Below are 22,573 nucleotides of genomic sequence, written 5' to 3' on the forward strand. Positions count from 1 at the left end.
AAGATGATTTTAAATTAAATTAAATTTGAGGATTGTTATGCGAAGAACAAATATAGATAAATATAAATATAATTTCGAAAGGGTCGGATCTTTTGGTGTTTTTAGAAGTAATGGTTCAGCTCCGGTTGAATTCATTATGTCCACAATGTCAATCGATGAAATTGCAAACTTATCATTTGCAAGAGATATTAGTTCTGGTCTCAATTTCGATTATCTAATACAGAGAGATATTGATCAAGATAGAGCACTAAGTGAAATTAGTCGTTATATTACCTCCACCGAAGGTGATATACAAAAAGAGGTTGTTTTTCTTCCTCCGCTATTGGTTGCTGTTGTAGAAACTGATACAGAAAATAATTTAGTAAACTACTATCCTGATAGTAACTTTGATGAAAATCAAGATGAGTATGGTGAAACTTATTTAAGAGAATGGCCAGGATTGTTCAAAGTCACCAATTTTGGTTCTAAGAGTGGAGTTGATATATCATTTGTGACAGTTGAACACGGCATTTCAGATAAAAAAATTGATATTGGCCAAGCAAAAATTGAAGTGTATTTAACCAAGAAAAAAGTTAGAGGTGGCAAACTAGTTGTTATTGATGGGCAACATAGGCTTTATGCTTTAGAGCATCTACGCGCACATAGTTACAGTAAAGTTAAAGATATTGTTGTACCGGTATGTATTATTTATGCGGCAAACTCTTGTCATGGGTTAAATAATGATGCAGACATACAACCATCTATACCTAGTTTTATGAGAAGTCTTTTTGTTGACGTTAACTCTACGGTCGAAAGAGTTAGTGGTCATTTCTTAACTCTTTTACAGGATAATACTCTAGGTTCAATTATATGTCGTGATTTTTGTAATGAGTTGTTAAAAGATCCCGAGCTTGGAGTTAATGCTTTAGCTTTAGTTGAGTGGAATACAAAAAATCACAAGGAGTCACTTACTATAACTAGAGAACATACTTTAACAAGTATTGGTGTTTTAAACTCTGGTTTTGAGGAGTCATTTAAATCTGATTCTGGTATAAAATTGATTTCAGATGTTATTGGCTTAAGAGATAATATTAATGAATTTAGTTTTGGACTTGATGAGTATAATCAAGAAAATGTTATGCCTAAAGATTTTCCTTGGCGAGATTTTTCTTTGCAACATAAAGAAAAATTAACAAAACTGGTTAATTCATCAATTACTATTTTCCTTAAAAGAGTATTTTTTGGCGTTAAACATTATGAAATTGCTTTTAATTATTTCACTATAGATTTAGACCGGTTTATTAACAAAGTTATAGAAAATAGGGATCCTCATTGTGAGTCCGCTGAGGTTGTCAAATGTCATCTCTTATTTAATGACCCTATTAGTGGAGATGATAAATCAGCCAAGTCATTATTAGCTAGATTTTTAGATGAGTATAAACAGCATCGGGATGAAATTCTTCCAGAGATTGCCAGAAAAACGATCTATCAAAAAGCTATCATTGAGAGTTGGTGTAAACTTTTGGAGTTGTTAATACCAAGAGGTATTCCTGTCGATACCGTATCTGAGGTTTTATGCAAACTTGTTGAATCATCATTAGATGATAATGCCGCAATACTAAATGTTAATAATCCACACATTCAAGGTACTGTATTTGATGGAAGTCGAATAAAAGTTACTAAAGAAAGCAAAAAACAGATTTCTAGGTTAATTCTTTTAAAATTATTGGATTTAAAGTTTACACGTTATTTTAATTTTACAGATGTTATTGAAAATGCACTTGTGAATTTTGGTGTAAAAGAGTTTAGTTTGTATTATGGCAGAATGATTAAAGATAAAAAATCAAATTTCATTAAGACCTATAAGTCCAACTTTTCTTTATCTAGCTATGACCGCGAAATACTACTAGCGGCGGAAGAAAAACGTGATCAAGACTTGAAGGTTGCAAAGAGTAGCGCCAGTAAAATCGAAGCATCTAAAGAATTCGATACACTAGTTATGGGTATTTTGAATACTGAGTTTGAATTGGCTGACAAATCATTATCTAGTTATCTGGGGGAGGATAATAGTTGGATTGTTTATACGCTAAATGGGTTTGAGGATGAGTAAATTATTGAAAAGAGTGTTAGTGATTGATGAGGATAAGTTGACTGAGTATATCATGCCTGCTTATCCAGTTTTTTTTGATAGGTTATATATAGTTAAGCGTACAGAAGGTTGCTATAACAGATTTATCAATTACATTAGTGCCGAGAGCTACTTCATTAACTCCTCGTTACCACTGTTATCTATAATTAGCCTTATATCTCTAAAAGTTATAGATAGCGAAATTTATTTCTTTGAAGGTGAAAAAAACTTCTCAATAGTTGATCGTAGGATTAGATTTTCAGATATATCAAGTTTTAATAATGATATGTTTTCAGTTGACTATTTTGTCAATTATAAATATTACATTAAAAAAATTGATGAATTAAGAGTTACACCAGATGTTTGTAGTATGATGAGAAACTTTTTTACTTCTCAACAAAATCTATCGAAAATCGATTTTGACTTTCTCGCGGGTGAGAGCTTTCTAGCTACCAGTGATGTTTATTTAAGAAAGAATGATACATGTTTTGATAACATATCCTTAAAAGAGTTGGTTGCAGGGAAATTATTATATGAAGAATTCTTTAAAAATAACATTTGTCATTCGTTGGAGAACCTGAAATATAAAAGAGAGCTATTTAGTTTGGGGGTATCTATGATTTCAGGTCAATCAAGTAATCTTCAAATAATTGATGGTTACCCTGCTATTTATAAGTTTTATTCAGCGCTATTTTTTTATATAGGGCTCGTGAAGCATTCTTTAGGGTTTATTGCTAGTGCCTTTATGTTTTTTTTTAGGTCATTAGAAACATATTGTGATGGATTTCTTATAATGAACGGTTTGGCAAGTATAGGTGACTTTTATAATAAAAGTGGTCAGATTAAAGGTCGAGATGTGTTTTTGTTAAAAGGTCATCCTGTGAATGGCTTTGGCGCTAAATGGGGAGAAGTAATTGCAACTGCTTATGGTAATCAAATTAATTCTAAAACTAAAAACTATTTATCTGATATGAAATCACTTAGAAATAACTTTTTATTAGCTCATGGTGATTCTAAAGTGAATAATGTTGTAGTTAATAATTTTTCTACTGAAGTTCGTAATTTGATTTTTGGTTTAGAAGCTTCTTGTTCTCAAGTTAACTGCAATTGGAAACTTGTACTAACTAAAATTGAAAATGCATTTAGGCTAAATCCTTATTTGAATTTTTTTGAGTATTTAGATAATAGCAATATTTTCTCAATAAAGAATTTTAGTTAAGTTTAATAGCCCAAATATAATACTTTTAAATTATATTTGGGCTGTAAGCTTTGATGAGTAATTTTATTAGCGAGATTTTTTATCTTACATCTTGAACTTCTTTGGTTTAATCTATCTTGACGCCAGTTCTACTGTTAATTCACTCATTTCTTTATTAAATATTATTTAATTTAGTCCTTTTTTTAACGCTACCACCTCTAATATTAACTTAATTATCTTTGTGGGTTCTAAATTCTCTAAGTGAAATTTATATACTAGTCGCAGTGAGCTTCTTATGGCTAATCTTGAAAGTATTTACTATTGAAACTTTATAAACTATTTTAATATAACCCAGCTTTAATTTTTATTTAAAGAAAGAGGTAAATTATTGAGTGGGAAGTCGATCTAGTTATTTTTATAAAACTAAAAATATAATTCTGGTATTAGTCAGAAACATTGTTTTATGTTTTTTCATCCTTGTTTAAGAATTTAAATGCGTATTATACAGTTAACACGCATTTTTATATCTAAATATTGTCAGATAATTGTAATAGTCGTGTATGATTTCTTAACGAAGCCACACCATCTGCCACATGTGCTGCCCAAGCTTGCTGCAATTGTTTGGCATCTTGGTTTGGGTAATACATTTTTAGAAGCAATTCTGTAAGCTCCGCGGTATCGCCTAACCAAGTGATTTTATCCAGCACTAAGCTGCCATTAAGCTTTGCTTCCGTGCCAGCATAGCGGAAATCAGACTCAATTGAGCGAAAAAAGGCAATTCTGGCTGAGACATTGGGTGTTACCCCAGTATTGGCCTTTAGCTTTTTCAAATGCTCTTCAGTGGTCTGAGTAAGGTTCATACGATTGGGTAGCATTAGATGGCCTCCTTGATTTGTTGTCCCCAGAAATAACCTTCAACCACTTTCGAGGATTTGGTGGCACTGTCGAAACTAATTTCAAAACGATGGGAAATATCGTCTTTTAGACTGTCGACATAGGACTCATCAATCTCGGTATCGGTTGAGAGGATAACCACTTGATGGCTGGCTTCAGGGAAGTAATGTTCAACCAATTTATCTCTGTGTTTGGAGTCCAATCTACCCAGTGGGGTATCGATAATGACTGGCAGATTTCTGCCTGAGGTTTTACCAAGAGCCTCAAGAATAGAGATAGCATAAATTTGCTTCTCTCCTGCCGACATAGCTTTACGGTTCAAAACGTTACCATTGTCATCAATCAATTCCACATCAAATGATGTTGGGTTGATGGATGCTCGGTAATGCAGATCTTCTTTACGAGCCAGGCGCTGGTAAGAGCCGAGAAATTCTTTCTCTAGTTGTGCAACACGCAGTGCTGTGAGCTTTTTTGCAAACGCATCAAGCATCATCAGAGTATTTTGGGCATTTTCAACCCCCTCGGCGGCATTGGTTTGCGCCGTATGTTTTTCATGTAATTTCTGGATCTTACGGTTTATGTCCTGCGCTTCACGGAGCGCTTGTTTAGCCTCATTAAGCACATTGCTGTAGTCCATCACGAGCTTTTGCTTTTGTTTATCAAGCTCACGCACTTGATTAAATAAGCCTTCAACTTGTTCCTGTGCTGGCGCTCTTGCGATGTTGGCTGCCGTTTGTGCTAGCTCTTCTTCAAGTTCGCAAAGACGTGCACGAGCTTGCGCAAAGCGACCATAAGAGGCTTTGGCTTCACTATTCACTTGAATATCTAGCTCCCTGAATTGCCGCTCAGAAACATCAAACAGTAATTTATCGTTAGGGATATGCGACTGGTAATCAGAAAAACAGTCATGAATGGCCGCCATCGCTACGGGGGCTGATGCATTCAAGTCAAAACTCAAGCGGCCTTTTAATGTGTCAAGGAAACCTTTAAGCTCTTCTGTAAAGTGCAACTGCTGCTTTTGCTTTTGCTCAACCTCTAATTGTGACAGTAAAGCTGCAACCGCATAGGGGGCGAGTGCTATCGGTAGTGTCGATTCCATCTCATGGCGAATGAGTTTTTCAAGTTCAGCTTTTTCCTTTATCAGAAAGTCAGCTTTGCTTTGCTCTGCTTCGCGGGAATTTGCCCATGCGCCGCCTTGGCTTGAAAGCTTATCTTCTTTTGCCAAAATATCGGTTTGTATCGAGGTAATTTGGACTTTTATCTGGTCAGCAATATGACGTAGTTTTTCGCTACGTGCTTTATGTGCTTCACAAGTTTCTTCAAGCGTTTTTAACTCTGCATGGACACTTTGAGCTGCACCTTCAACACCTTTTCGTTTTAGAAAAATGCCAAGATCACTTTTTAGTTTGCCAATAACATCCAAGCCCAGTAGACGACGAACAGCGGTTTGCAGTACTTCACCTGATTCATCTTCGGCAAGTTCTGCAATTTTTTCACCATCGAAGAAGAAGAGATCTGCGATACCAGTGGGAATGAGTTCATTTAAAAAACCCTGACATTGGTCATAGCTCAGCTCGGAAAGGGCAGTACCATCTTTTTCTAGTGTTAACTTATCTTTCTGACCTTTTTTCCAACCACGGATGATCTTGTAGGTGTGTGCACTTCCTTGCTGGTTATAGATAAACTCTAACTCAATGTTTGCTCTATCTGACTGGCTGCCAGCGTTACTGGCCTTGTGAATGAGCTCACCTAGTTGGTTGATATAGTCTGGCCCGGAAAGATTCTTTCCTAGTGCTTGGCGTCCATATAGCGCCAAACGAATAGCCGTTAATATTGAGGTTTTGCCGGCACCATTGAGACCGCCAAAAAGGACGATAGGGCGATGATGTTGGGCACTGCCAGAAGTCCCAATTTTTTTACTTCTTGGGGCAAGGTCAATTTCCTGGGTTCCACGAAAGACTCGGAAATTGTTAAGTGTTAAACGTGTAATAATCATAAAAACCTTAAAACTCTTCACTTAACAATCGGTCAAGATCGGTTAGTTCTTTGTTGTATTCGTCCATCTGCTCTTTATACAAATCCAACTCTATGCGGCTTTGTACATTGGTATGTTTGACTTTGATATTTTCAAGGCTACCCCAGTCTTGCTTGAGAATGCTCGCAAGCTTGTCAAACACGCCAATACGACGGCTTAGACCATCAAGGGATACTTCCATTTCGATTAATTTCATTACCATTTCTGGTGATACATTGAACTCTTGACTTAAATCATTAACCAGTCTTGCTTCGACTTTTCCAAAAGAGGCGCTGTCATCAATAACCCAATCGAGGTCATAGCCATACACTTCTCGAAAGATTTGCGGCAGGCTATCGTTCCAATCTGGCTCGTTCGGGTCTCTTAACCAATGCTGCCGAATAGCATGTAATTCAGGTACGGTGATAAGCTCAATCTCGCGACCTTCTTTTTTGAATTGCTTATCCAGTTGAAGCAGTTGTTGTAGCCATTCTTGACGGTATTTTAGCCAATATGGCCCAGGGACATGCTTACGTTCAACATTGATATCTTCCCCTTCTTTGGCGTATTGGTAGCTCACTTTTCCGCTTCGGCGTTTGTAGTTGCGGTATATATCCTTGTTTTCAGGAACAGAGGTTTGAGCAAGAAGATCTCTGAATTTTAGTAATGGTTCCATCCATGTTTCACCATTCAAAATAAGGCTTTCCATTGCCCTGTCGCGAGTAACAACAGTACAAGTCCAGCAGCCAAAACGAGAATTACCACATGAAGGAGTTGTTTCGTCAATAACCATAGGGCATTCACCTTGGCCAGAAGAATCCTTATAAAGGTTCCAAAGGGTTAGGTTTTTGCTGCCCCAAGGATTTTCCCACTCTAACTCATAATCATCGCGCCAAATATTTTTGATGCCGTAGGCCGTTTCCTTCGACTCTAGACTACACATACGGAGTATTTTCCAGACATCATCCACACCCCAAGTATCGATGGGCGTATAAATGAAGGCGTTGGCTAATGTCGTGTGTCGCGCGAGGCGTGAACCATCAATTTTATGTTTGGCAATAACTTGAGCACGGGAAGCGCTCTCCTGGCTACGAGAGCCTAATACCACTATTACTTCATCATATTTGGATACGGTTTCTTTAATGAAATCACTGACAGGATCAATCTTCATCCGTTCAGTACACCAGCGAAAACTACGGGTTGGTGCAGGATAACCTTTGCCTAGCAGGTTAACCCAGAAAGTCGCTTCTGTTTTTGGCGTCACCTTGTGCACAGTAATAGGTAATTGGTCCAGTTTGGCACCTTTACCTATGGCTTCCAAAGAATTGGAAATGTGATTCACTACTACTGGCGTTTCAACCAGAGTGTCTGAAGACACAACAAAAATGGGCTTAGTGCGTTGTTCTTTGTCTAAACCTTGTAATGCCATATAAACCAATGACATTACAGCCGATGAGTCTTTTCCACCACTGTAGCCAATTACCCAAGGTCTTTTATCTGCGAGGTAAACTCTTTGTACATCGGCGATATAATGGCTTAGTTTGTTATTGGCGAAGGTTTCTTGGCTAATAAAATTCTGGTATTCCTCTGGGAGATCATCAGAGAGTATTGTAATGCTCATTTATTTACCTGTTTTTCCAGTATTTTTTCTTCAGGTGTAAGAGGAAGTGAAAGGTGCAGCTTGAGGGCATTACACGTTAACTGGATACATGAGTTCGTTTTACTGAGTTTACCATGAAGCATTGCGCGTTTGATCCATTCTGGATTTGTTTTTTCCCAGTTGACAGATTTTAATGCAGGTAATTTTACTTGCCATTCTTGAGGGTGCTCGCACAGTAAGGCGTGACCCATTTGGCCTATAGCATGTAAGCCTACTCCGTGAGCGTGTAAATATTGCTGACGAAGTTGGGCTGGTGAAACTTCTTTCTGTTGCACCAATTGCCAGTCCTTCATGTGTTCATTCACTTTTGACCAGAACTCTTCGGCCAATTGTTGCTCTTTATCATTAAAACCATCTTTGGGGCCTTTCCCCAATAAGGCCCGGGTTGCTTGCTTGATACTGCTAAGAGTAAATAGCTTATTGGACTTTGGCGAGATATTGGATTTCTCCATTTCTGTTAGCCCTTTGAAAGGAAGACACTCTGAGGCAAGGTATCTGGCTAATGCGGAGCTTTCATCCCTATGGTCGTACAAAGTTCCTAAAGAGGGACTGGGTTTAACCGCATATTTGTTCAAGTCAGCAAACATTTGCTGACTTCGATTCAATCCTTCATCGACGTAGAATAATACGGCAATGTTGTCCTGCCCAAGATCTGGATTTTCTTCTAACGCTTCTTCGATGGCTTTGCGTCTATGTTGACCATCATTAATAAGAATTTGCGCATCCATGGGAATTTTTAACTGTCCTAAATTTGGAGCGGCTAAGGTTTCCTCAAAGGAGATGTGTACGCCAACGGAAGCGGTAAGCGCTGAAAATACATAATCTTTTGGATTTTCTAATAAATATCTCACCATTTCCGGAATACGAGTTTTATTGAGTGTGCGTTGTGCACGTAGCTCAGGTGGGACATCGGATTCGTTATAACTAAATATTTTAGGAATAATCCGTAGCGGGCAAGTTGCTATGTAAAATGGTCGGCCAGCCTGCATTCCTCTTACAGCTGGAAATGAATAGCAATAGCCTGAGTCGGAGTCAATCATGTGAAGTATGCCATACAACTAATTAATGACGTAATAGTATGTCATTAATGACATACCTTGCAATTTAAAAGTAATTTAAGTGACACTGAGTTTGTTATTTTCAATTGTACAGGCAGCATGGGTTGATACGATTTGAAACCCCTGAATACGCTTAGATGTTTCGCTAAGTGCTTGTTCAAATTCGGCTCTTGTCATTAAGGTTTCTTCGGTGTTTGTCGTTCCAAGTAGTTTTGCTAGACGTTTATCAAAGCTTTGCTGCTTTTGAAAATGATTGCTGTGTTGGTGGATATACAGTGAGCGATTTAACAAAGGTGGTCGCTTGGCTTCATTGATGTAGTCAAAAAAGTCGATTACCTGCTCGGCCATTTTTATTTTCACGCGTTCCCTTAAAAAGGGGACTGATTTTTCAAAGTCATCATAACCTGTGAGCGTGAGCTTGCCTGAGGTGATATGGATTTTGATCAGGTCAATGTCGTCTAATTCACCATATAGCTGCAGCCCAGCACCAACATAAACCCTGAGGAGTAACGGTAGGGCAGTGATATGGGTTTTGTGCAGGATTAACGAGTGTCCAATGTTGAGTAATGAGGCGGGTAAGCGCTGATGTGCTTCATTACAGTCTTGCTCAATCGCCGCTGTATCAGCAATTTTGAACAACAGCTCTGAGGCTTGTCTTAGCGCGGTTTGGTGTTCGCCAAAAAACACCTTGATATCACGCTTTATATTTTCGGGTAGCTGAGTATAGGGTTTGCGTTTTTCAAATTGGGCCATCGCAAAAAACAGCAGCAGGTCTTGGGTGCGTTGCTCTACTGCTTGGTCGTATTCTTCTCTGCCTTGGATCTCTAGCAGGATTCGAAGGGCCTTAGCTGGTGTGCCGGCGATGGTTTTAAGGTCTGTAAATGGTTCAAATTCATCCTCTTGGGGCAGCCTGCCAAGATCGAGTACCGTTTGCCAAAATGCAGCAAATAACGCTTGGTGTTTGGCAACTAAAAGACGTGCTTTATCACCTTGGGTAATGCTCCGAGGGCTGGAGAGTTGCTTCCATTGTTGGTTACGGCGATAACGGCGAGATAAAAATTGTTGTTCTTCAGCCTTATCTTTAAAAATGTAAAAAATGCCAGGCGCGATTGCGGTGGCGCTTTCGTCTAAACTACGCTCGATAAAGGATTTAATTTCAGCTTGTTGATAGTACTTTTGGAAGGTGTTACGGCTGGTGATGACGCCATCTTTGTAGGGCGTAAATTGAGCAATAAACTCATCATTGGCAAGCATGACACTGACAACCAGAAGCTTTTCAGTTAATTCCCAAGCCCCGATTAAAGCCTCTAAGCGTTCGTGTTTATCCTCAATGACATTGAGTACAAACCCAAGGTTGACGATTGCGGCTGACGTTTTTTCACCTTCAGGAAAATGATTTGGGTCCCAACCTAATGCATCTAAGCCATGGCATTGTAGCTCACGAAGATCGTCGCCCCGTCCGCAGCCGTAATCGAATAGTGAGTAATTGTCGTTAAAAAATCCGTGTTTTGCTAATGATTTCATCGGAGATGAAAGTGAATGGCGTACCAATGCGGTTTTATGGCGGTCGATGTCGTGTTGATCAGTTTCGGGCAACATTGAGGCCCTAAATAATCGTCCATCCATTAATACGTAACCATGTTTGGTTATGTGCGCTTCCCAAGAGCTCTTAAATCCAATAAGCCGCGTGTTTTCATATAAACCTGCTGTTTCCCCTTCAACTGTAATCATCTTAAAGGTGTTGTAATGCGGGTTATCCGCTAACACCATGAGTTCTTTACGGTGCAGGATCGGTGGATTGTCAGAATCACTATAGTCAACCACTCTGTGACTGAGTTTACCCAAGTCAACACTGATACTTGAGTTGAGTGCGGGATAGGCATCAGTGTAAAAACTGGGGTAATTGAGCAGTGATAGCGCAAATTGGCGCCTTGAAAGTTTGATGATGTTCCATGCGTTATTATCGATTTTAAGCGCATTCGCAACGGCCAAGGCAAACTGATAGAGCTGGGCGTTTTCAATCGCAAGCGTATCTCGATGTAAGTAAATGGCTTCGGGGAGTTTTTTGCCCACAGATAAGGCTTCGACATCCTGTAAAAACGCGGTTGATGTTATCATTTTCACCTCATTTTTTGGGGAGTGTTATTAGGGCGTTTAGGGGGAGTCTTTTAGGTATGCGCCTGTTATTAATCGTATTCAACCAAACAATTTGCGAGCTGTTTTCTGGGCCAATACTAATGTGGATGGGTTTGTCATCGCCATAATAATAGAGTCGATCAAAGGGTAAATAGCTCGCGGCCCAAATTGCAACAGCTTGCGATGAGGTGTTGTTTACCAGTAAATCAATTGCTGCACCGAGGCGAGGGCAGATAGGCTTGCCCTTGGTATTACGCTCATAGGCGGCATGTTGGTCTAACGTTGGGGCGATTCTTGGGGAAGCATTTTGGCGGATTAAACTTCTAAGTTGTTGCCCACAAAATCCAAACGTGAGTTGTACTGGGCCAAAGTGGTTTGTGATAGGGTCGAGTATTTCTTGTGCGAGCTTTTTGTAGGCTTCCCAGCTTTGTGGCTCAATGGGAAGATTAGGGCATTGGGTGTTTTGCCATGTTTCACCGCAGTGGAACATGTCTTCAAACTTATAATGCTGACTACAATATTCCTTAAGTGCTGCGGTCATCTTTAGTCTTATCGTCTTTTTTCAGATAATTGGTAGAAGTAAGCATTGCCGACTTTTTTGAAGACTAATACTCCAGATTCTCGTCTATGCATCAACTCACACGATCTTATCTTAAGACGTTTACATGTATCTGTGCTATTGAACCAATTATTCATAGGTAAGCCTGTGTTCGGTGTTCCAATGATTTGCTGTTTCCCCTAGCTGCAGATATCAAAGCGATGATCTACCATGAGTTTCTTTGCGAATATGCTCGTTCAGGCTTAAGCTGTCAATTGGACTTTTTCAAAAATTGAAAACATCTCTTTTAATTTTGACAACGGTGCATGTCGCTTTTTCATGGACCGTTTTTATGCGTATTTTCCTGGTTGGGATGTGCCGAAAAATTAATGAATTATAGGTTTATCACTCAAAATCACATATTTTCACAAAACAATCACATCTCTATCACTTCCGACTTTTTGACGCTCAATTTATGCTTTATCTCGAATTAATCAATGGAGATAAACATGAGTAATAACAATCACAAAGCAAATCAATCAAATGATAATAAAGGTACAACAGGTACTAATCCTGCTTATCAACAAACTCAGAATAATCGCAGTAATCAACTGAATCCTAACAACCCTAGTTACCAAGGTAAGAAATAAAGGAGGACATTGTTATGCCTAATAGTTCAGACATGTCACAAGATGAGTTAGATGTTTGGTCAGATATTAATAACCCGAATAATGATGCAGATATGGATGATTGGTCTGACGCCCATAATCCGAACAATGATGATTATTTAGGGGATGACTAATCGCTTATGCTGGTGGAGAATGTACTCCACCAGCATAGATTTAAAGCTAAAGTTATGACAGAACAGCAAGTTGATAGGAAGTATAAATACACCAAGCAATTGGTCCGTATTGCAATTGAACATGGAATGACCAACAAGGAGATTGCTAAGAAAGCTGGGCTAAGCGATAAGTCCGTTGCGCAAGTTACTCGATGGAGAAATGGTGATAGTCTCGCGACAGAGCGCCAAATGCGATTCTTTATTAATGAGTTTGGTGATTTGTTGAAACGAAAGGTTGAACACCTGTTTTATGGACCTTGTGATGATAGTGGAACAGATCTTAAATATTATAAATTAAATGGCGAAATACTTTTAAAGTACTCTGCTCGAAAACAGATATTCGTTAATCGTCGTATTACTAACGTGGCGTTGTTGCGGTTAGTTATTTTGAAACAGAACAGCCAATATCACTTAGTATTTCAAGCACGAAACGGACTGCCTGAACATGGAGTGCATGATGGAAATGATATTTCATCTTTGGCACATAGCGAAAATGAAGAAGCAAATTGGAAAGTGTTGAAAATTTACTCTGAATTAGATGCCGCCGAACTGGTTGGAATAGTTGATCAATTCGCAGAGTTCTTGTTAAGTAGGGAAAATCCAGCGAAAGTTTCTTTTAAACATTCTTCAACCACTCTTAAGTATATCATCAGGCAGACGCTGTTAAAGCATGGCTTCAAGTCTGAGGATATCGTTGACCTTAATGCTGAATAAGCGATAATGATCGAACCCAAAAAGCCCAAGGAGAGCTAGTCTCCTAATCGAGTTGGATGCACAACTCAATTTCAAATGTTAACGCTTATGCGGTACCACTAGGAGACATCATTGCTCCTTGGTCGTATTAAAACATTTCCGGTGCTTTGTGATTTGCCATTGGCTAGGTGAACGGTACGCCAAGTAGCTGAATAGATCCTTAGCAATATGGGATAGGGGTGGGTAAGGCCGAACCATTTTTCTTGGTGAAGAATCGTTCGGCCTTTATTTTTAGAGTCTGTACATATTTTTAGTTCATGCGACTGATATTTCTTGTTTTATGGTTTCTCTAACCGTATTGATAAGCGCTTCACTCACCTCAAATTCTTTACATAACACTCTGATTAACCTAGTAACATGGCGGCTTAGTGGGTTGTTAGGGTTAAACTCGCTATAAATACTCAACCAGGCTGCCACCAGCTTATATTCGTTATAGCCGGCGTGTTCTAATTGGTAAAGCACCTCAATGATGGCTTCATCCTCACCTAGCGCTTCAATATCAGCGATATCATACTCATCCATGGTCAATTGACTGTCAGGAGTGAACTCTTGGTTGAGTGACAGGGCTAAAGATGTCGATGCAGTGTCTGTGGCATCAGCGGTGATTGAAAATTTAGGGATATCTAACCAATCATCATCTTTCATCCTAAGGAAGGCTGGAATATCTAAGTCATCTGAGGCTGAGGGCGCATCAGCAGAGAAAAATATCAGCGGCTCTGCGTCGCATATCTGCATTTGGCTAGAGACCATGGGAATTTCAACTAATACACGACCAAAGCCACTCTGCCCAGCGGGTAATTGATGGGGAATGCTTTGCAGATTAGGTATGCCTAATGCATTTGTATGCGCATTGGTTTTTACTAAGATATAGCTGGTTGACTTGGTGATCAGTTGATACTTTTCAGCTATTTCAAGTGCTTCATCTTCACTTACCACAGATAGCCTGTCATGGGCTGCAAGCCTGGCGAGTAAGCCTTTGTCGTTTTCTTTGTGAGTTATCGTGATTGTAGAACCATACACTTCATGCTCTTTTTCTGCCTCATTAAACTCGCCTTCATAATAAAGATCGGCAGCTGCTGCAGGATAACCTTCATAAAGGGTAAACAGATTAACGGTATCCCCTAAAAATAACGTATTTTTATGGATAGGAATGGCGTTGAAACATAGCGGCGCTGCATATTTGTCGCTGAGGCAAAGTTGTGGGTTTTGCAGTGGCGGTTGTTTCATTCGCTTAAAGTGCTGCACTATTCGTGTACTCATAGCCTCATTTGGGGTAACAAAGTCACTGGCCCCACCTGTGACTTTGGCAAGCTTTGCTAGAAACGCTTCACTGACAGCACTGCCTACACCGATTACAAAATGACGATGGTTAGCTTGCGCTGCACTATCTAGCACTTCATCTTCTTTCCAGGTTTGCCCATCTGTGATCAGCAGCAGATCTGTAGGCAGCAATGTTGGAGAGTGTGAGCGATAAGCTGCCTCTAGTGCTGATTTTATCTCAGTTCCACCTAGGTCAGCTTCAAGGTTTTGTAGTGTTTTCTGGGCAATTTTAATGTTAGCCGTAGTGGCTAAAACTGACTCTTCGAATAGCTTTTTATGGCGCGAACCAAATAAGATGATGTTAAACCAGTCATGGGTTTCTAGTTGGTTAACGACTTCAATTAGTGCGATACGCGTTTGCTCAATCGAATCTCCTGCCATGGAACCCGAGCAGTCAACGACAATTTTTATGCAACGGGGATCATCTTGAGCTGTTGTCTCTGGTTTTGGCGTTGGTGTTGTTTCAAGTGTCGGAATAAAGGAGGTTAAAGCGACAGTGTGTTCACCGTCATCAGCCCAGTAACCTTCACCCACATATCCCTTTGGCTTCCCTAGTTCAAGAATGAAGTCACGATCCATCACTTGAGGCCGGTTTAAACTCACATTCATTATTTGATTAACAACCTGATGAGCTACGCTGTGAGATGGGCAGTGAATGGCTGCCCCCGCTAATAGCCCTTCGATAGAGATTGAGAACGTTAACTTGTAAGTTGCCAATAACGAGTGCTGAGGTAGCTGGTGTTCAGCGATATTAGTGAGTTGTGGAGTGCCATATTTAGGCGCTATGGTCGTGGGAAGGTAAAAACGAAGCCTTTCGCCTTGCCACTGATGAAGCTGAGCGTACCTGAATGTAATCACTGCCGCTTCGCCAGCCAGTAAATTACCTAAGTTAATACAATAGAGACCATCACTGATTTTGCTTAACAAGACAGCTGTATCCCCATTTACGATAGCGTCTTCGTAATCTTCTTCTGCGGCACGGTTTGCTTTTACAAGACCTTGAAGTAACTCACCATTTATTTCGACTTCTAATGAGGTTAACACCGCATCAATGGGCAGTGGAAAGGTATACACAGTTTCGATATTGGTTGTTGTACTGTTTTGATAGTGCTGCTTTATTTCAACTTCGGATAAGACACCAGTTAGCTTTGCCGTTATATCAACAAACCTTAGTGCAATCAGTTCACCTGATAATGTCGTTAGTCCTATTTCACTGTTCATTTGTTTTCCTTAACGTTTGATATGGTGCGCTGATATAAGGAGATGACGTCTAGGGTCAATTGTCTAGCTTGCTCAGGGGTTAGCCCAGCTTTACTTGGGTTTAATGTGAGTGATATTCCTTCATCGATATGCACATGGCTACAGACCTCAATGTCCCCGGGTTTTAATCGTTTAAGTGGAGGCAGAGGCCTATTGTCACTTTCATCGAAAAGAAGCTCGCTAATACGCTCAAGAGATAAGCCAGCATCCTGCCACTTCTTGATTTCAAGCAATCGCTCAATGTGTACTTGAGTGTAATAAGCACCGCGCCCAGTGCCTTCTGGTGGAGGTAACAGTGACTTCTGGATATAAAAGCGCACAGTGCGAGGTGTCAGCTCTATTAGCTGGCAAAGATCATTTAAGGTATAGCGGTTTATATTTTTCATGACACCAATACTAGACAGTCTTGGTGTCTATATCAAGTGGTAAGTTTAATCAAAAAAAGTACAGAACTGTTTACTGTTAGAATAAAAGCGCTTCTATGATTGAAGTGCGCATTAAAAACTTTCTAAATGACAAACCGAGACATCATGGCTTACCATGGAAAGGTCGCGTAAGTAGTAAGGTAGTAAAAGCATTTAAAGAAGATGGGAATATCACTGAGTTGGATAAAAAGTACGGCAGATCAACAACGGCGATTATTATGCTTTTAGAGTCGAAATACTTTTTAAAGTAGTTGACCACTAAAATCTAATACATCACAGCAGTAGAAAGTGGCAGTCAAGGAAGTTTTTTCATTTCTCGTTTCTGGACATTGAAATGGCCATTCTCAGTGGTGTTGGAGGTGTATTCGCCATGGCTTTTATCTAAGACCATGTTTTTTATCAATGGGTTAATGGTAATATGAGCAATAGCAAGGCTTAGTATGAACTGGTACTTGAGTGCTTTTTCTTATCAAACCATTTAGTAATGAGTATGGAAGTTCATGAGTTTTATATCGACGACAGAAGTCATCAACAAAAAGTATGCCGAGCAGGTCAGCTCACGCTCATTAAACATTCTCGATAACTACATCAGTGGGATCGAGAAAAATGTTAATGTTCATGCCAGTATTAACTCACTTGCTGAACAGATCTCTCATGATTATTCAGAGCGTATTCCCATAGAGCTCATTCAGAATGCCTACGATGCTCAGCGGGGTAGTATCGGCTCTAAAGATATTCATATTGAACTGAATATCGATGAAAGTGAATTCGGAACCCTCTATATTGCCAACCGCGGAGCTCCCTTCACTGAAAAAAACTTCATCGCTATTTGTGAAATAGCTCAGAGCAGTAAATCACCCGACGAATCAATCGGTAATAAAGGCATAGGCTTTCGTTGTGTTCTTCAGGTATGTGATTCACCACAGATCTACTCTATGAATCCAGAGAGTAAATCAGTAGATTGCTTCAATGGTTTTTGCTTTTCATTTGCCAATGATCAGGAGTTAAAATCTATACTCGAGGTAACTGACCAGGTTCAGTATTATGATTGTAGTGGTCAAGTAAAATTGGCCACGGTTTTAGAGTCATTCCAATATAAACGTTCTGACTCATTTGGCGTTAACCCACCATTATATTGATGGGGTCTTGTCTCACTGTAATATCCAGTGATGTAATTTGTGATCTCTTTATCTGCTTCTGTAAAATTCCCATAACCACTTACGGGTATCCACTCAGATTTCAAACTTCTAAAGAAACGCTCCATTGGTGCGTTATCCCAACAATTCCCGCGACGACTCATACTTTGCTCAATCTGAAGACGCCATATTAATTGTCTGAATTTCAAGCTCGTGTAATGTGAACCTTGATCGCTGTGATATATCACATTCTCAGGCTTACCCCTTAACTCAAATGCCATTTTCAAAGCTTTACAGGTCAGCTCACTATCTGGTGATAATGACAAAGCCCATCCAACAGGTTTGCGGGAAAATAAGTCTAAAACAACGGCTAGATAGGCCCAACGATTACCGACCCAAACATACGTCACGTCGCCACACCACACTTGATCTGGTTGAGTTACTGCAAACTGTCGATTAAGCGTATTGGGGATTGCAACATGCTCTTGTGTCGCTTTCCGATAAGAATGCTTAGGCTGCTGACAGCTTAATAACCCAAGCTTTTTCATTAGATTACGGGCTCGATAACGACTGAGACCAATCCCTTTGTTAGTCACTAATTGCGCTATCGTTCGAGCACCGGCAGAGCCATGACTAATACGATGTGCGGCCTTAACTTCACTGCATAAAATAGTAAAGTCTGCATCAATATGTTCTTTTCTTTTTAGCCAATACTTATAGCTACTTCGATGCACTTTGAATGCATTACAAATTGTGAGAATAGAGTGGCTCTGCTTGAGTGCGCTGATTAGCGTAAATTGTTCATCGAGTCTGACATCAAGAGAGCGGTAGCCTTTTTTAGGATAAGATTGTGCTCCTCAAGACGAGCTATTTGCTTCTTCAGCTCACGGATTTCAATTTGTTCAGGGGTAATCGGAGATGCTTTTGGTATGCCACCCTGGCGTTCTAGTTTTAACTGTCTCACCCATTTATCCATAGTGGATTTACCTACGTTCATCGCCTTTGCAGCTTCGATGATGCTATGGTTTTTATCAAGGACTAATTGGGCTGCTTCAAGTTTGAATTCAGCACTAAATGTTTTTCTGGTTGTCGATCTCATGTGTTCACCTAAAGTCATCTACGAGGTAATAATATCACCTCTATTTAGGTGGCCAAAATTAGTGTGCCACTACACACTTGGTTATAAGCCAGACATAGCAAATTAGATCGTAAGTATAAATATCCAAAGATGCAGTGAAAGTTGCACCTTTTTATGAACACTGTAACTAGGGTAGGGGTCATACCTAAATCTTCGAAAAACGGGTTTAGGCACTTGGGCACAAATTTGGGCACAAATCTGAAATGCAGGATTCAAACTACAAAGATAAAATTGAAGAAAAACTTACGAGTGAAAAATTTAGCTTGTTTGAATTAATGTTATCTAGAATTGAAGAATTTAAACCTAGGCGCAGAATTAAAATAGCATTATTAGTTAGATAATTGATTTACAACAAGAAATGGTACACCCGAGTGGACTCGAACCACCGACCCCTACCATGTCAAGGTAGTGCTCTAACCAACTGAGCTACGGGTGTACTGTTTGAATTTCACTTTTTAGACTCTGTGAAGAGAGTGGTACACCCGAGTGGACTCGAACCACCGACCCCTACCATGTCAAGGTAGTGCTCTAACCAACTGAGCTACGGGTGTATCGTAAATTTTAATTTGCTATTCAAAAGCGTTGCGCCTTGGAACGAGCGCTATATTAGGGGCATAGCGCAGGGCTGGCAAGCAAAAAAATCAAATTTGTCGTCAAATGGTGAATTGCTGTGCAACTTGTCCAGTGTTTCAGCAAAGTCGCTGATAAAACCGCAGTTTCTTATCCGTTTATACTTATCGTATAAAATATCTGCTCATTCAGCGGGAGTTCAACGTGCTTTAGACAAGGCGAAGGCTTGAAGGCATAGTGGTGCTCTGTCGAAAGCCTTAAACGCAGTATAAAGCGCGTTGCCATGCCGTTAACATCAGCCGCCCTTCGGGAGCCTCACAGGCATCCCACTCCCGTGTTGCATTGACTTAAAAGGGAATGACCATTTCTGCGTCAATGCGCCTTGGATTGAGATGCCTGTGAGGCTCTGAACTGATTAGATATTTAATGTGATTGGTATTAGAGAAGGCATCGAAATCAAACCGATAAACAAACGGCGAGCATCGATGCTCGCAGTTAATGCTATCAATGATGCACACTATCACCATCGATGAGGCTCAAATGCACGCCATGTTTTTGGATATAACGCAGTCGAATGAAAAATAGCAGCGCCGCCGAGGTGAGACCTGCAATCAATCCGGCCCAGAAACCATGGGCACCCATGGCAGGAACGATATGATCCGTATAAGCCAAGGTATAACCGAGTGACATCCCTATGCCCCAATAGGAAAACAGCGTGATATAAAAGGCACTGCGGGTATCTTTATAACCACGTAGGGCTCCGGCGGCAACCACTTGGACTGAATCCGATAATTGATACAGTGCCGCCATCAACATCAAGCTGCCGGCTAAAGCGACAACTTCTGGATCACCATTATAAAGCTCTGCAATCTGAAATCTAAATATGACGGTCAAGACTGCAGTTGATAATGCAAGGGACAGCGCCAGCCATAAACCCACTTTGGTAACCACTGCGGAAATATCGGCGCGATCACGGCCTAAGTAGTAACCAATTCGGATCGATACCGCGATACCAATAGATAACGGCAGCATAAATACGATGGCAGAAAAGTTCAGTGCTATCTGGTGACTTGCCACCACAGTTGCGCCTAATGGTGCGAGTAACAGCGCGATAATGGCAAATAAACTCACTTCAAAAAACAGCGCCATTGCTATCGGCATGCCGAGTTTGGTCATTTTTTTCATCGTTTCAAAGTCAGGACGATGAAATTTACTGAAAGGAGCCAAGGCCGCGAATTTCTTATGCAGCTGCATATAAATCGTCATGGCAATCAGCATGGCCCAAAAAACCAAGGCAGTGGCAATACCGCAGCCAGCGCCACCCATCGGAGGTACGCCAAAGTGTCCATAAATAAAGATGTAGTTGGCGGGGATGTTCACTGCTAAGCCGACAAAGCCAATGACCATAGTCGGTAACGTGTAAGAAATCCCTTCACTACAGCCGCGCAGCACTTGATATAGCACAAATGCGGGCGCGCCCCATAAAATACCGTCGAGATATCCAATGGTTAAGCGGTATAATTCGGGTTCTAAATCCATATGGCCAAGCACAAAGGGCGCTGATGCGAGGAAAATCATCACGCCAATGCCACCAATGATGGCAAGATAGGCACCTTGAAAGGCCAAAGGTTGGATGGCTTTTTGATTATTCGCTCCATTGTAGTGGGCAAATAAAGGCGTAAAAGCCATCAGTAAACCTTGGACAAATAGAATAGCGGGCAACCAAAGGCTAGTGCCTACCGCAACAGCGGCCATATCAACCGCGCTAACACGGCCCGCCATAACGGTATCAATAAAGCCCATCATGGTCTGAGTGACCTGAGCTATTAGCACCGGCAGCGCCAATTGGATTAAACGTTTGGCTTGATAGCCTGAATTATTCATAAATACAGCCTTTAACGATTAAGCGAGCAGAAAATGTTTACAGGTATAGTTCAAGCCACCTGCGAGGTGGTTGCAATACATAAGAAAGATGGCCTAAATACCCTTGAGGTAGCGTTCGAACCTGATTTGCATGAGGGACTTGCGATTGGTGCAAGTGTGGCAAATAACGGGGTATGTCTTACTGTGACTCAGGTCGTTGATGATAGGGTATTTTTCGACGTAGTGGAAGAGACCTTGCGACTGACGAATCTGGCTAATTTGTCTATAGGTCAAAGCGTTAATGTTGAGCGTTCGTTAACTTTTGGTAGTGAGATTGGTGGCCACATTCTCTCTGGCCATATTCATACCAAGGCTAAAGTTGTCGATATTAGCCATACAGAACAGCATTATGATCTGACACTTGGCATTGAGCCTAAATGGATGGATTACATTTTTTATAAAGGTTTTGTTGGCGTTAACGGCTGTAGCTTAACGGTAGGCGAGGTGAGTGACTCTGGTTTTAAGTTGCACTTAATTCCTGAAACCCTAAAACTGACCAATTTAAGTCAGTATAAAGTGGGTGATGAACTTAATATTGAGATCGACAGCCAAACGCAAGTTATCGTCGACACAGTCGAGCGCGTGCTGGCCAGGCGTTTTAACGAACAAGCACGTTAGTTTCGTGACATCGCAGCCTTTAGTGCAATCTCGTTTAATAGATTTGCTCGTCGTCTGAATCGATATACAGCTCAACGGTACGTCTCAATTCGTCGATATGTAAGCGTAAGTGAATGGGATTACAACAAATTCGGCAATCATCGTAATAATCTTGATCTCCGCAGCTGGCATCGATACTGATATCTTGATGGTGCCCGCAGTGGGGACAAGCAATAACCTTGTTCATGACTCTCATGGTGTAACTCCTTATAGCTAATAGAAGAAAGCCACAATAGAACAGAGCCCCCATAGAATAGAGCGAATCGCTCAGTTCAATCAGTACATCTCACACTTAGTTCGTTCATCGCACCTATTGTTCTGCGCGTTGGTCACGTTCAAACCTGAGTGCTGTTTATGTGCGTCCTATTCGAGTGCTTCTATTTAAGTGCTTCCTATTTGAGTATACAGCAGAGTGCAGTGCGCTGACTTAGACGAAGTCGGTCTCAAAACGCAGCATGATAGACGTTCTGGTTAAAGGCTTTGCTTAGTGGATCAATAACCCTTTTAGCATTTAGTCCTTAACAGTGACTAACCCTTCCATTTCGCTGCTGTGTAACACGCCATCGCGGGCATTTTGGGTAATATCCAGCGTTAAACGCTGCATCTGTAGCTCAAGCTCACTTTTAATATCAACGAGTAATACTTGAGTATCGATCTGTGGTTCGTTTGTACTTACATGCTGCGGCCCAGGTAAAGCGGCGGCTGTGTTCGTGAGTGCTACAGACAGTATAATGCAGTTCAACATATCAACTCCCTTGTCATGTTTTCAGTGATGGCTAATAAACTGGCGCCAGAATAGGGGAGTTAGATGACCGCTAAGTTACCAAGACACTGCAAAATCATGAATTTGCTTTTTGCTTTCAATCCCAATTCTGGCCAATATGCTTGCGCCTTTTAGCTACAATCCCTTAGAATAAACGCCCTGCTACGCAAGGCGGCTAAGAC

General features: G+C 40.6%; 20 protein-coding genes and 2 tRNA genes. 8 read left to right on the forward strand and 14 right to left on the reverse strand.

Features of this window, described 5'->3' with window-relative positions:
* The first annotated feature begins 37 nt into the window (after window positions 1-37).
* Window positions 38-2,089: a ParB N-terminal domain-containing protein gene (locus DYH48_RS09305; protein ID WP_115334607.1), complete on the forward strand. Its 2,052-nt coding sequence runs from the start codon at window positions 38-40 to the stop codon at window positions 2,087-2,089.
* On the forward strand, window positions 2,082-3,326 hold the full coding sequence (locus tag DYH48_RS09310) for a hypothetical protein (protein WP_115334608.1): 1,245 nt from the start codon (window positions 2,082-2,084) through the stop codon (window positions 3,324-3,326). The genes DYH48_RS09305 and DYH48_RS09310 overlap by 8 nt, the downstream gene beginning before the upstream one ends.
* Window positions 3,327-3,832: 506 nt before the next feature.
* On the opposite strand, the gene dndE is transcribed toward DYH48_RS09310, so the two are convergent.
* The 6 genes from dndE to DYH48_RS09340 form a co-directional block, all read right to left on the reverse strand.
* On the reverse strand, window positions 3,833-4,180 hold the full coding sequence (gene dndE / locus DYH48_RS09315; RefSeq protein ID WP_115334609.1) for a DNA sulfur modification protein DndE: 348 nt from the start codon (window positions 4,178-4,180) through the stop codon (window positions 3,833-3,835).
* Entirely contained in the window at window positions 4,180-6,195 is a 2,016-nt protein-coding gene (dndD, locus tag DYH48_RS09320; protein ID WP_115334610.1) for a DNA sulfur modification protein DndD, read from the reverse strand. Before dndD ends, dndE begins: the two co-directional genes overlap by 1 nt.
* Before the next feature lie 7 nt (window positions 6,196-6,202).
* Complete coding sequence (locus tag DYH48_RS09325; protein WP_115334611.1) at window positions 6,203-7,834, reverse strand: DNA phosphorothioation system sulfurtransferase DndC; 1,632 nt, start codon at window positions 7,832-7,834, stop codon at window positions 6,203-6,205.
* Window positions 7,831-8,913: a DNA sulfur modification protein DndB gene (gene dndB, locus DYH48_RS09330; RefSeq protein ID WP_115334612.1), complete on the reverse strand. Its 1,083-nt coding sequence runs from the start codon at window positions 8,911-8,913 to the stop codon at window positions 7,831-7,833. The genes DYH48_RS09325 and dndB overlap by 4 nt, the downstream gene beginning before the upstream one ends.
* A gap of 75 nt (window positions 8,914-8,988) precedes the next feature.
* Window positions 8,989-11,049: a DNA phosphorothioation-associated putative methyltransferase gene (locus tag DYH48_RS09335; RefSeq protein WP_115334613.1), complete on the reverse strand. Its 2,061-nt coding sequence runs from the start codon at window positions 11,047-11,049 to the stop codon at window positions 8,989-8,991.
* Between the two features lie 7 nt (window positions 11,050-11,056).
* Entirely contained in the window at window positions 11,057-11,608 is a 552-nt protein-coding gene (locus DYH48_RS09340; RefSeq protein WP_115334614.1) for a hypothetical protein, read from the reverse strand.
* A gap of 506 nt (window positions 11,609-12,114) precedes the next feature.
* On the opposite strand from DYH48_RS09340, the gene DYH48_RS09345 reads away from it, so the two are divergent.
* The 3 genes from DYH48_RS09345 to DYH48_RS09350 are packed head-to-tail and all read left to right on the forward strand — an operon-like array spanning window position 12,115 to window position 13,160.
* On the forward strand, window positions 12,115-12,255 hold the full coding sequence (locus DYH48_RS09345) for an alpha-amylase (RefSeq protein WP_115334615.1): 141 nt from the start codon (window positions 12,115-12,117) through the stop codon (window positions 12,253-12,255).
* Window positions 12,256-12,269: 14 nt separating this feature from the next.
* The gene (locus DYH48_RS23680) at window positions 12,270-12,407 is read left to right on the forward strand and encodes a hypothetical protein (RefSeq protein ID WP_165689832.1); all 138 of its coding nucleotides are present in this window, start codon (window positions 12,270-12,272) and stop codon (window positions 12,405-12,407) included.
* Window positions 12,408-12,461: 54 nt separating this feature from the next.
* Window positions 12,462-13,160, forward strand: coding sequence for a hypothetical protein (locus DYH48_RS09350; RefSeq protein WP_147287768.1), 699 nt, complete (start codon window positions 12,462-12,464; stop codon window positions 13,158-13,160).
* Window positions 13,161-13,454: 294 nt separating this feature from the next.
* Here the strand turns inward: DYH48_RS09350 and DYH48_RS09355 are convergent, their stop codons facing one another.
* Together DYH48_RS09355 and DYH48_RS09360 are read right to left on the reverse strand one after the other, a co-directional pair.
* Complete coding sequence (locus DYH48_RS09355; protein ID WP_115334617.1) at window positions 13,455-15,740, reverse strand: VIT domain-containing protein; 2,286 nt, start codon at window positions 15,738-15,740, stop codon at window positions 13,455-13,457.
* Window positions 15,737-16,165, reverse strand: coding sequence for a helix-turn-helix domain-containing protein (locus DYH48_RS09360; protein WP_115334618.1), 429 nt, complete (start codon window positions 16,163-16,165; stop codon window positions 15,737-15,739). The genes DYH48_RS09355 and DYH48_RS09360 overlap by 4 nt, the downstream gene beginning before the upstream one ends.
* A 95-nt stretch (window positions 16,166-16,260) precedes the next feature.
* Here DYH48_RS09360 and DYH48_RS09365 point away from each other — a divergent pair, with 95 nt between their 5' ends.
* Both DYH48_RS09365 and DYH48_RS09370 read left to right on the forward strand, forming a co-directional pair.
* Entirely contained in the window at window positions 16,261-16,455 is a 195-nt protein-coding gene (locus DYH48_RS09365) for a hypothetical protein (RefSeq protein ID WP_115334619.1), read from the forward strand.
* Between the two features lie 249 nt (window positions 16,456-16,704).
* The gene (locus DYH48_RS09370) at window positions 16,705-17,343 is read left to right on the forward strand and encodes a sacsin N-terminal ATP-binding-like domain-containing protein (protein WP_115334620.1); all 639 of its coding nucleotides are present in this window, start codon (window positions 16,705-16,707) and stop codon (window positions 17,341-17,343) included.
* On the opposite strand, the gene DYH48_RS09375 is transcribed toward DYH48_RS09370, so the two are convergent.
* The 4 genes from DYH48_RS09375 to DYH48_RS09390 all read right to left on the reverse strand — a co-directional run bounded on the left by DYH48_RS09375 (window position 17,262) and on the right by DYH48_RS09390 (window position 20,932).
* Window positions 17,262-18,439 (reverse strand): IS3-like element ISSba5 family transposase gene (locus tag DYH48_RS09375; protein ID WP_115334621.1). Its coding sequence is split into 2 segments (ribosomal slippage): window positions 17,262-18,181 and window positions 18,181-18,439, totalling 1,179 coding nucleotides; the frame shifts between segments, so codons are not numbered across the junction. The two genes, DYH48_RS09370 and DYH48_RS09375, sit on opposite strands and share 82 nt — an antisense overlap.
* A gap of 398 nt (window positions 18,440-18,837) precedes the next feature.
* Window positions 18,838-18,914 (reverse strand) — tRNA-Val (locus DYH48_RS09380).
* A gap of 38 nt (window positions 18,915-18,952) precedes the next feature.
* Window positions 18,953-19,029, reverse strand: a tRNA-Val gene (locus DYH48_RS09385).
* A gap of 523 nt (window positions 19,030-19,552) precedes the next feature.
* Window positions 19,553-20,932, reverse strand: a complete 1,380-nt coding sequence (locus DYH48_RS09390; protein ID WP_006081659.1) for an MATE family efflux transporter — start codon at window positions 20,930-20,932, stop codon at window positions 19,553-19,555.
* Between the two features lie 33 nt (window positions 20,933-20,965).
* Here DYH48_RS09390 and DYH48_RS09395 point away from each other — a divergent pair, with 33 nt between their 5' ends.
* Window positions 20,966-21,589, forward strand: a complete 624-nt coding sequence (locus tag DYH48_RS09395) for a riboflavin synthase (protein WP_012197183.1) — start codon at window positions 20,966-20,968, stop codon at window positions 21,587-21,589.
* Window positions 21,590-21,623: 34 nt separating this feature from the next.
* Here the strand turns inward: DYH48_RS09395 and DYH48_RS09400 are convergent, their stop codons facing one another.
* Together DYH48_RS09400 and DYH48_RS09405 are read right to left on the reverse strand one after the other, a co-directional pair.
* Window positions 21,624-21,824: a CPXCG motif-containing cysteine-rich protein gene (locus tag DYH48_RS09400; protein ID WP_006087488.1), complete on the reverse strand. Its 201-nt coding sequence runs from the start codon at window positions 21,822-21,824 to the stop codon at window positions 21,624-21,626.
* Window positions 21,825-22,139: 315 nt separating this feature from the next.
* Window positions 22,140-22,373 (reverse strand): hypothetical protein, encoded by a 234-nt coding sequence (locus tag DYH48_RS09405; protein WP_115334622.1) that lies wholly within the window; start codon window positions 22,371-22,373, stop codon window positions 22,140-22,142.
* Window positions 22,374-22,573: the final 200 nt, after the last annotated feature.

The sequence above is a fragment of the Shewanella baltica genome (genome assembly GCF_900456975.1).
In the GTDB taxonomy this organism is placed as follows: domain Bacteria; phylum Pseudomonadota; class Gammaproteobacteria; order Enterobacterales; family Shewanellaceae; genus Shewanella; species Shewanella baltica.

Coding starts and splice junctions, on each gene's coding strand:
- DYH48_RS09305 (WP_115334607.1), top strand. CDS start 38: ATGCGAAGAACAAATATAGATAAATATAAATATAATTTCGAAAGGGTC.
- DYH48_RS09310 (WP_115334608.1), top strand. CDS start 2,082: ATGAGTAAATTATTGAAAAGAGTGTTAGTGATTGATGAGGATAAGTTG.
- dndE (WP_115334609.1), bottom strand. CDS start 4,180: ATGCTACCCAATCGTATGAACCTTACTCAGACCACTGAAGAGCATTTG.
- dndD (WP_115334610.1), bottom strand. CDS start 6,195: ATGATTATTACACGTTTAACACTTAACAATTTCCGAGTCTTTCGTGGA.
- DYH48_RS09325 (WP_115334611.1), bottom strand. CDS start 7,834: ATGAGCATTACAATACTCTCTGATGATCTCCCAGAGGAATACCAGAAT.
- dndB (WP_115334612.1), bottom strand. CDS start 8,913: ATGATTGACTCCGACTCAGGCTATTGCTATTCATTTCCAGCTGTAAGA.
- DYH48_RS09335 (WP_115334613.1), bottom strand. CDS start 11,049: ATGATAACATCAACCGCGTTTTTACAGGATGTCGAAGCCTTATCTGTG.
- DYH48_RS09340 (WP_115334614.1), bottom strand. CDS start 11,608: ATGACCGCAGCACTTAAGGAATATTGTAGTCAGCATTATAAGTTTGAA.
- DYH48_RS09345 (WP_115334615.1), top strand. CDS start 12,115: ATGAGTAATAACAATCACAAAGCAAATCAATCAAATGATAATAAAGGT.
- DYH48_RS23680 (WP_165689832.1), top strand. CDS start 12,270: ATGCCTAATAGTTCAGACATGTCACAAGATGAGTTAGATGTTTGGTCA.
- DYH48_RS09350 (WP_147287768.1), top strand. CDS start 12,462: ATGACAGAACAGCAAGTTGATAGGAAGTATAAATACACCAAGCAATTG.
- DYH48_RS09355 (WP_115334617.1), bottom strand. CDS start 15,740: ATGAACAGTGAAATAGGACTAACGACATTATCAGGTGAACTGATTGCA.
- DYH48_RS09360 (WP_115334618.1), bottom strand. CDS start 16,165: ATGAAAAATATAAACCGCTATACCTTAAATGATCTTTGCCAGCTAATA.
- DYH48_RS09365 (WP_115334619.1), top strand. CDS start 16,261: ATGATTGAAGTGCGCATTAAAAACTTTCTAAATGACAAACCGAGACAT.
- DYH48_RS09370 (WP_115334620.1), top strand. CDS start 16,705: ATGAGTTTTATATCGACGACAGAAGTCATCAACAAAAAGTATGCCGAG.
- DYH48_RS09390 (WP_006081659.1), bottom strand. CDS start 20,932: ATGAATAATTCAGGCTATCAAGCCAAACGTTTAATCCAATTGGCGCTG.
- DYH48_RS09395 (WP_012197183.1), top strand. CDS start 20,966: ATGTTTACAGGTATAGTTCAAGCCACCTGCGAGGTGGTTGCAATACAT.
- DYH48_RS09400 (WP_006087488.1), bottom strand. CDS start 21,824: ATGAGAGTCATGAACAAGGTTATTGCTTGTCCCCACTGCGGGCACCAT.
- DYH48_RS09405 (WP_115334622.1), bottom strand. CDS start 22,373: ATGTTGAACTGCATTATACTGTCTGTAGCACTCACGAACACAGCCGCC.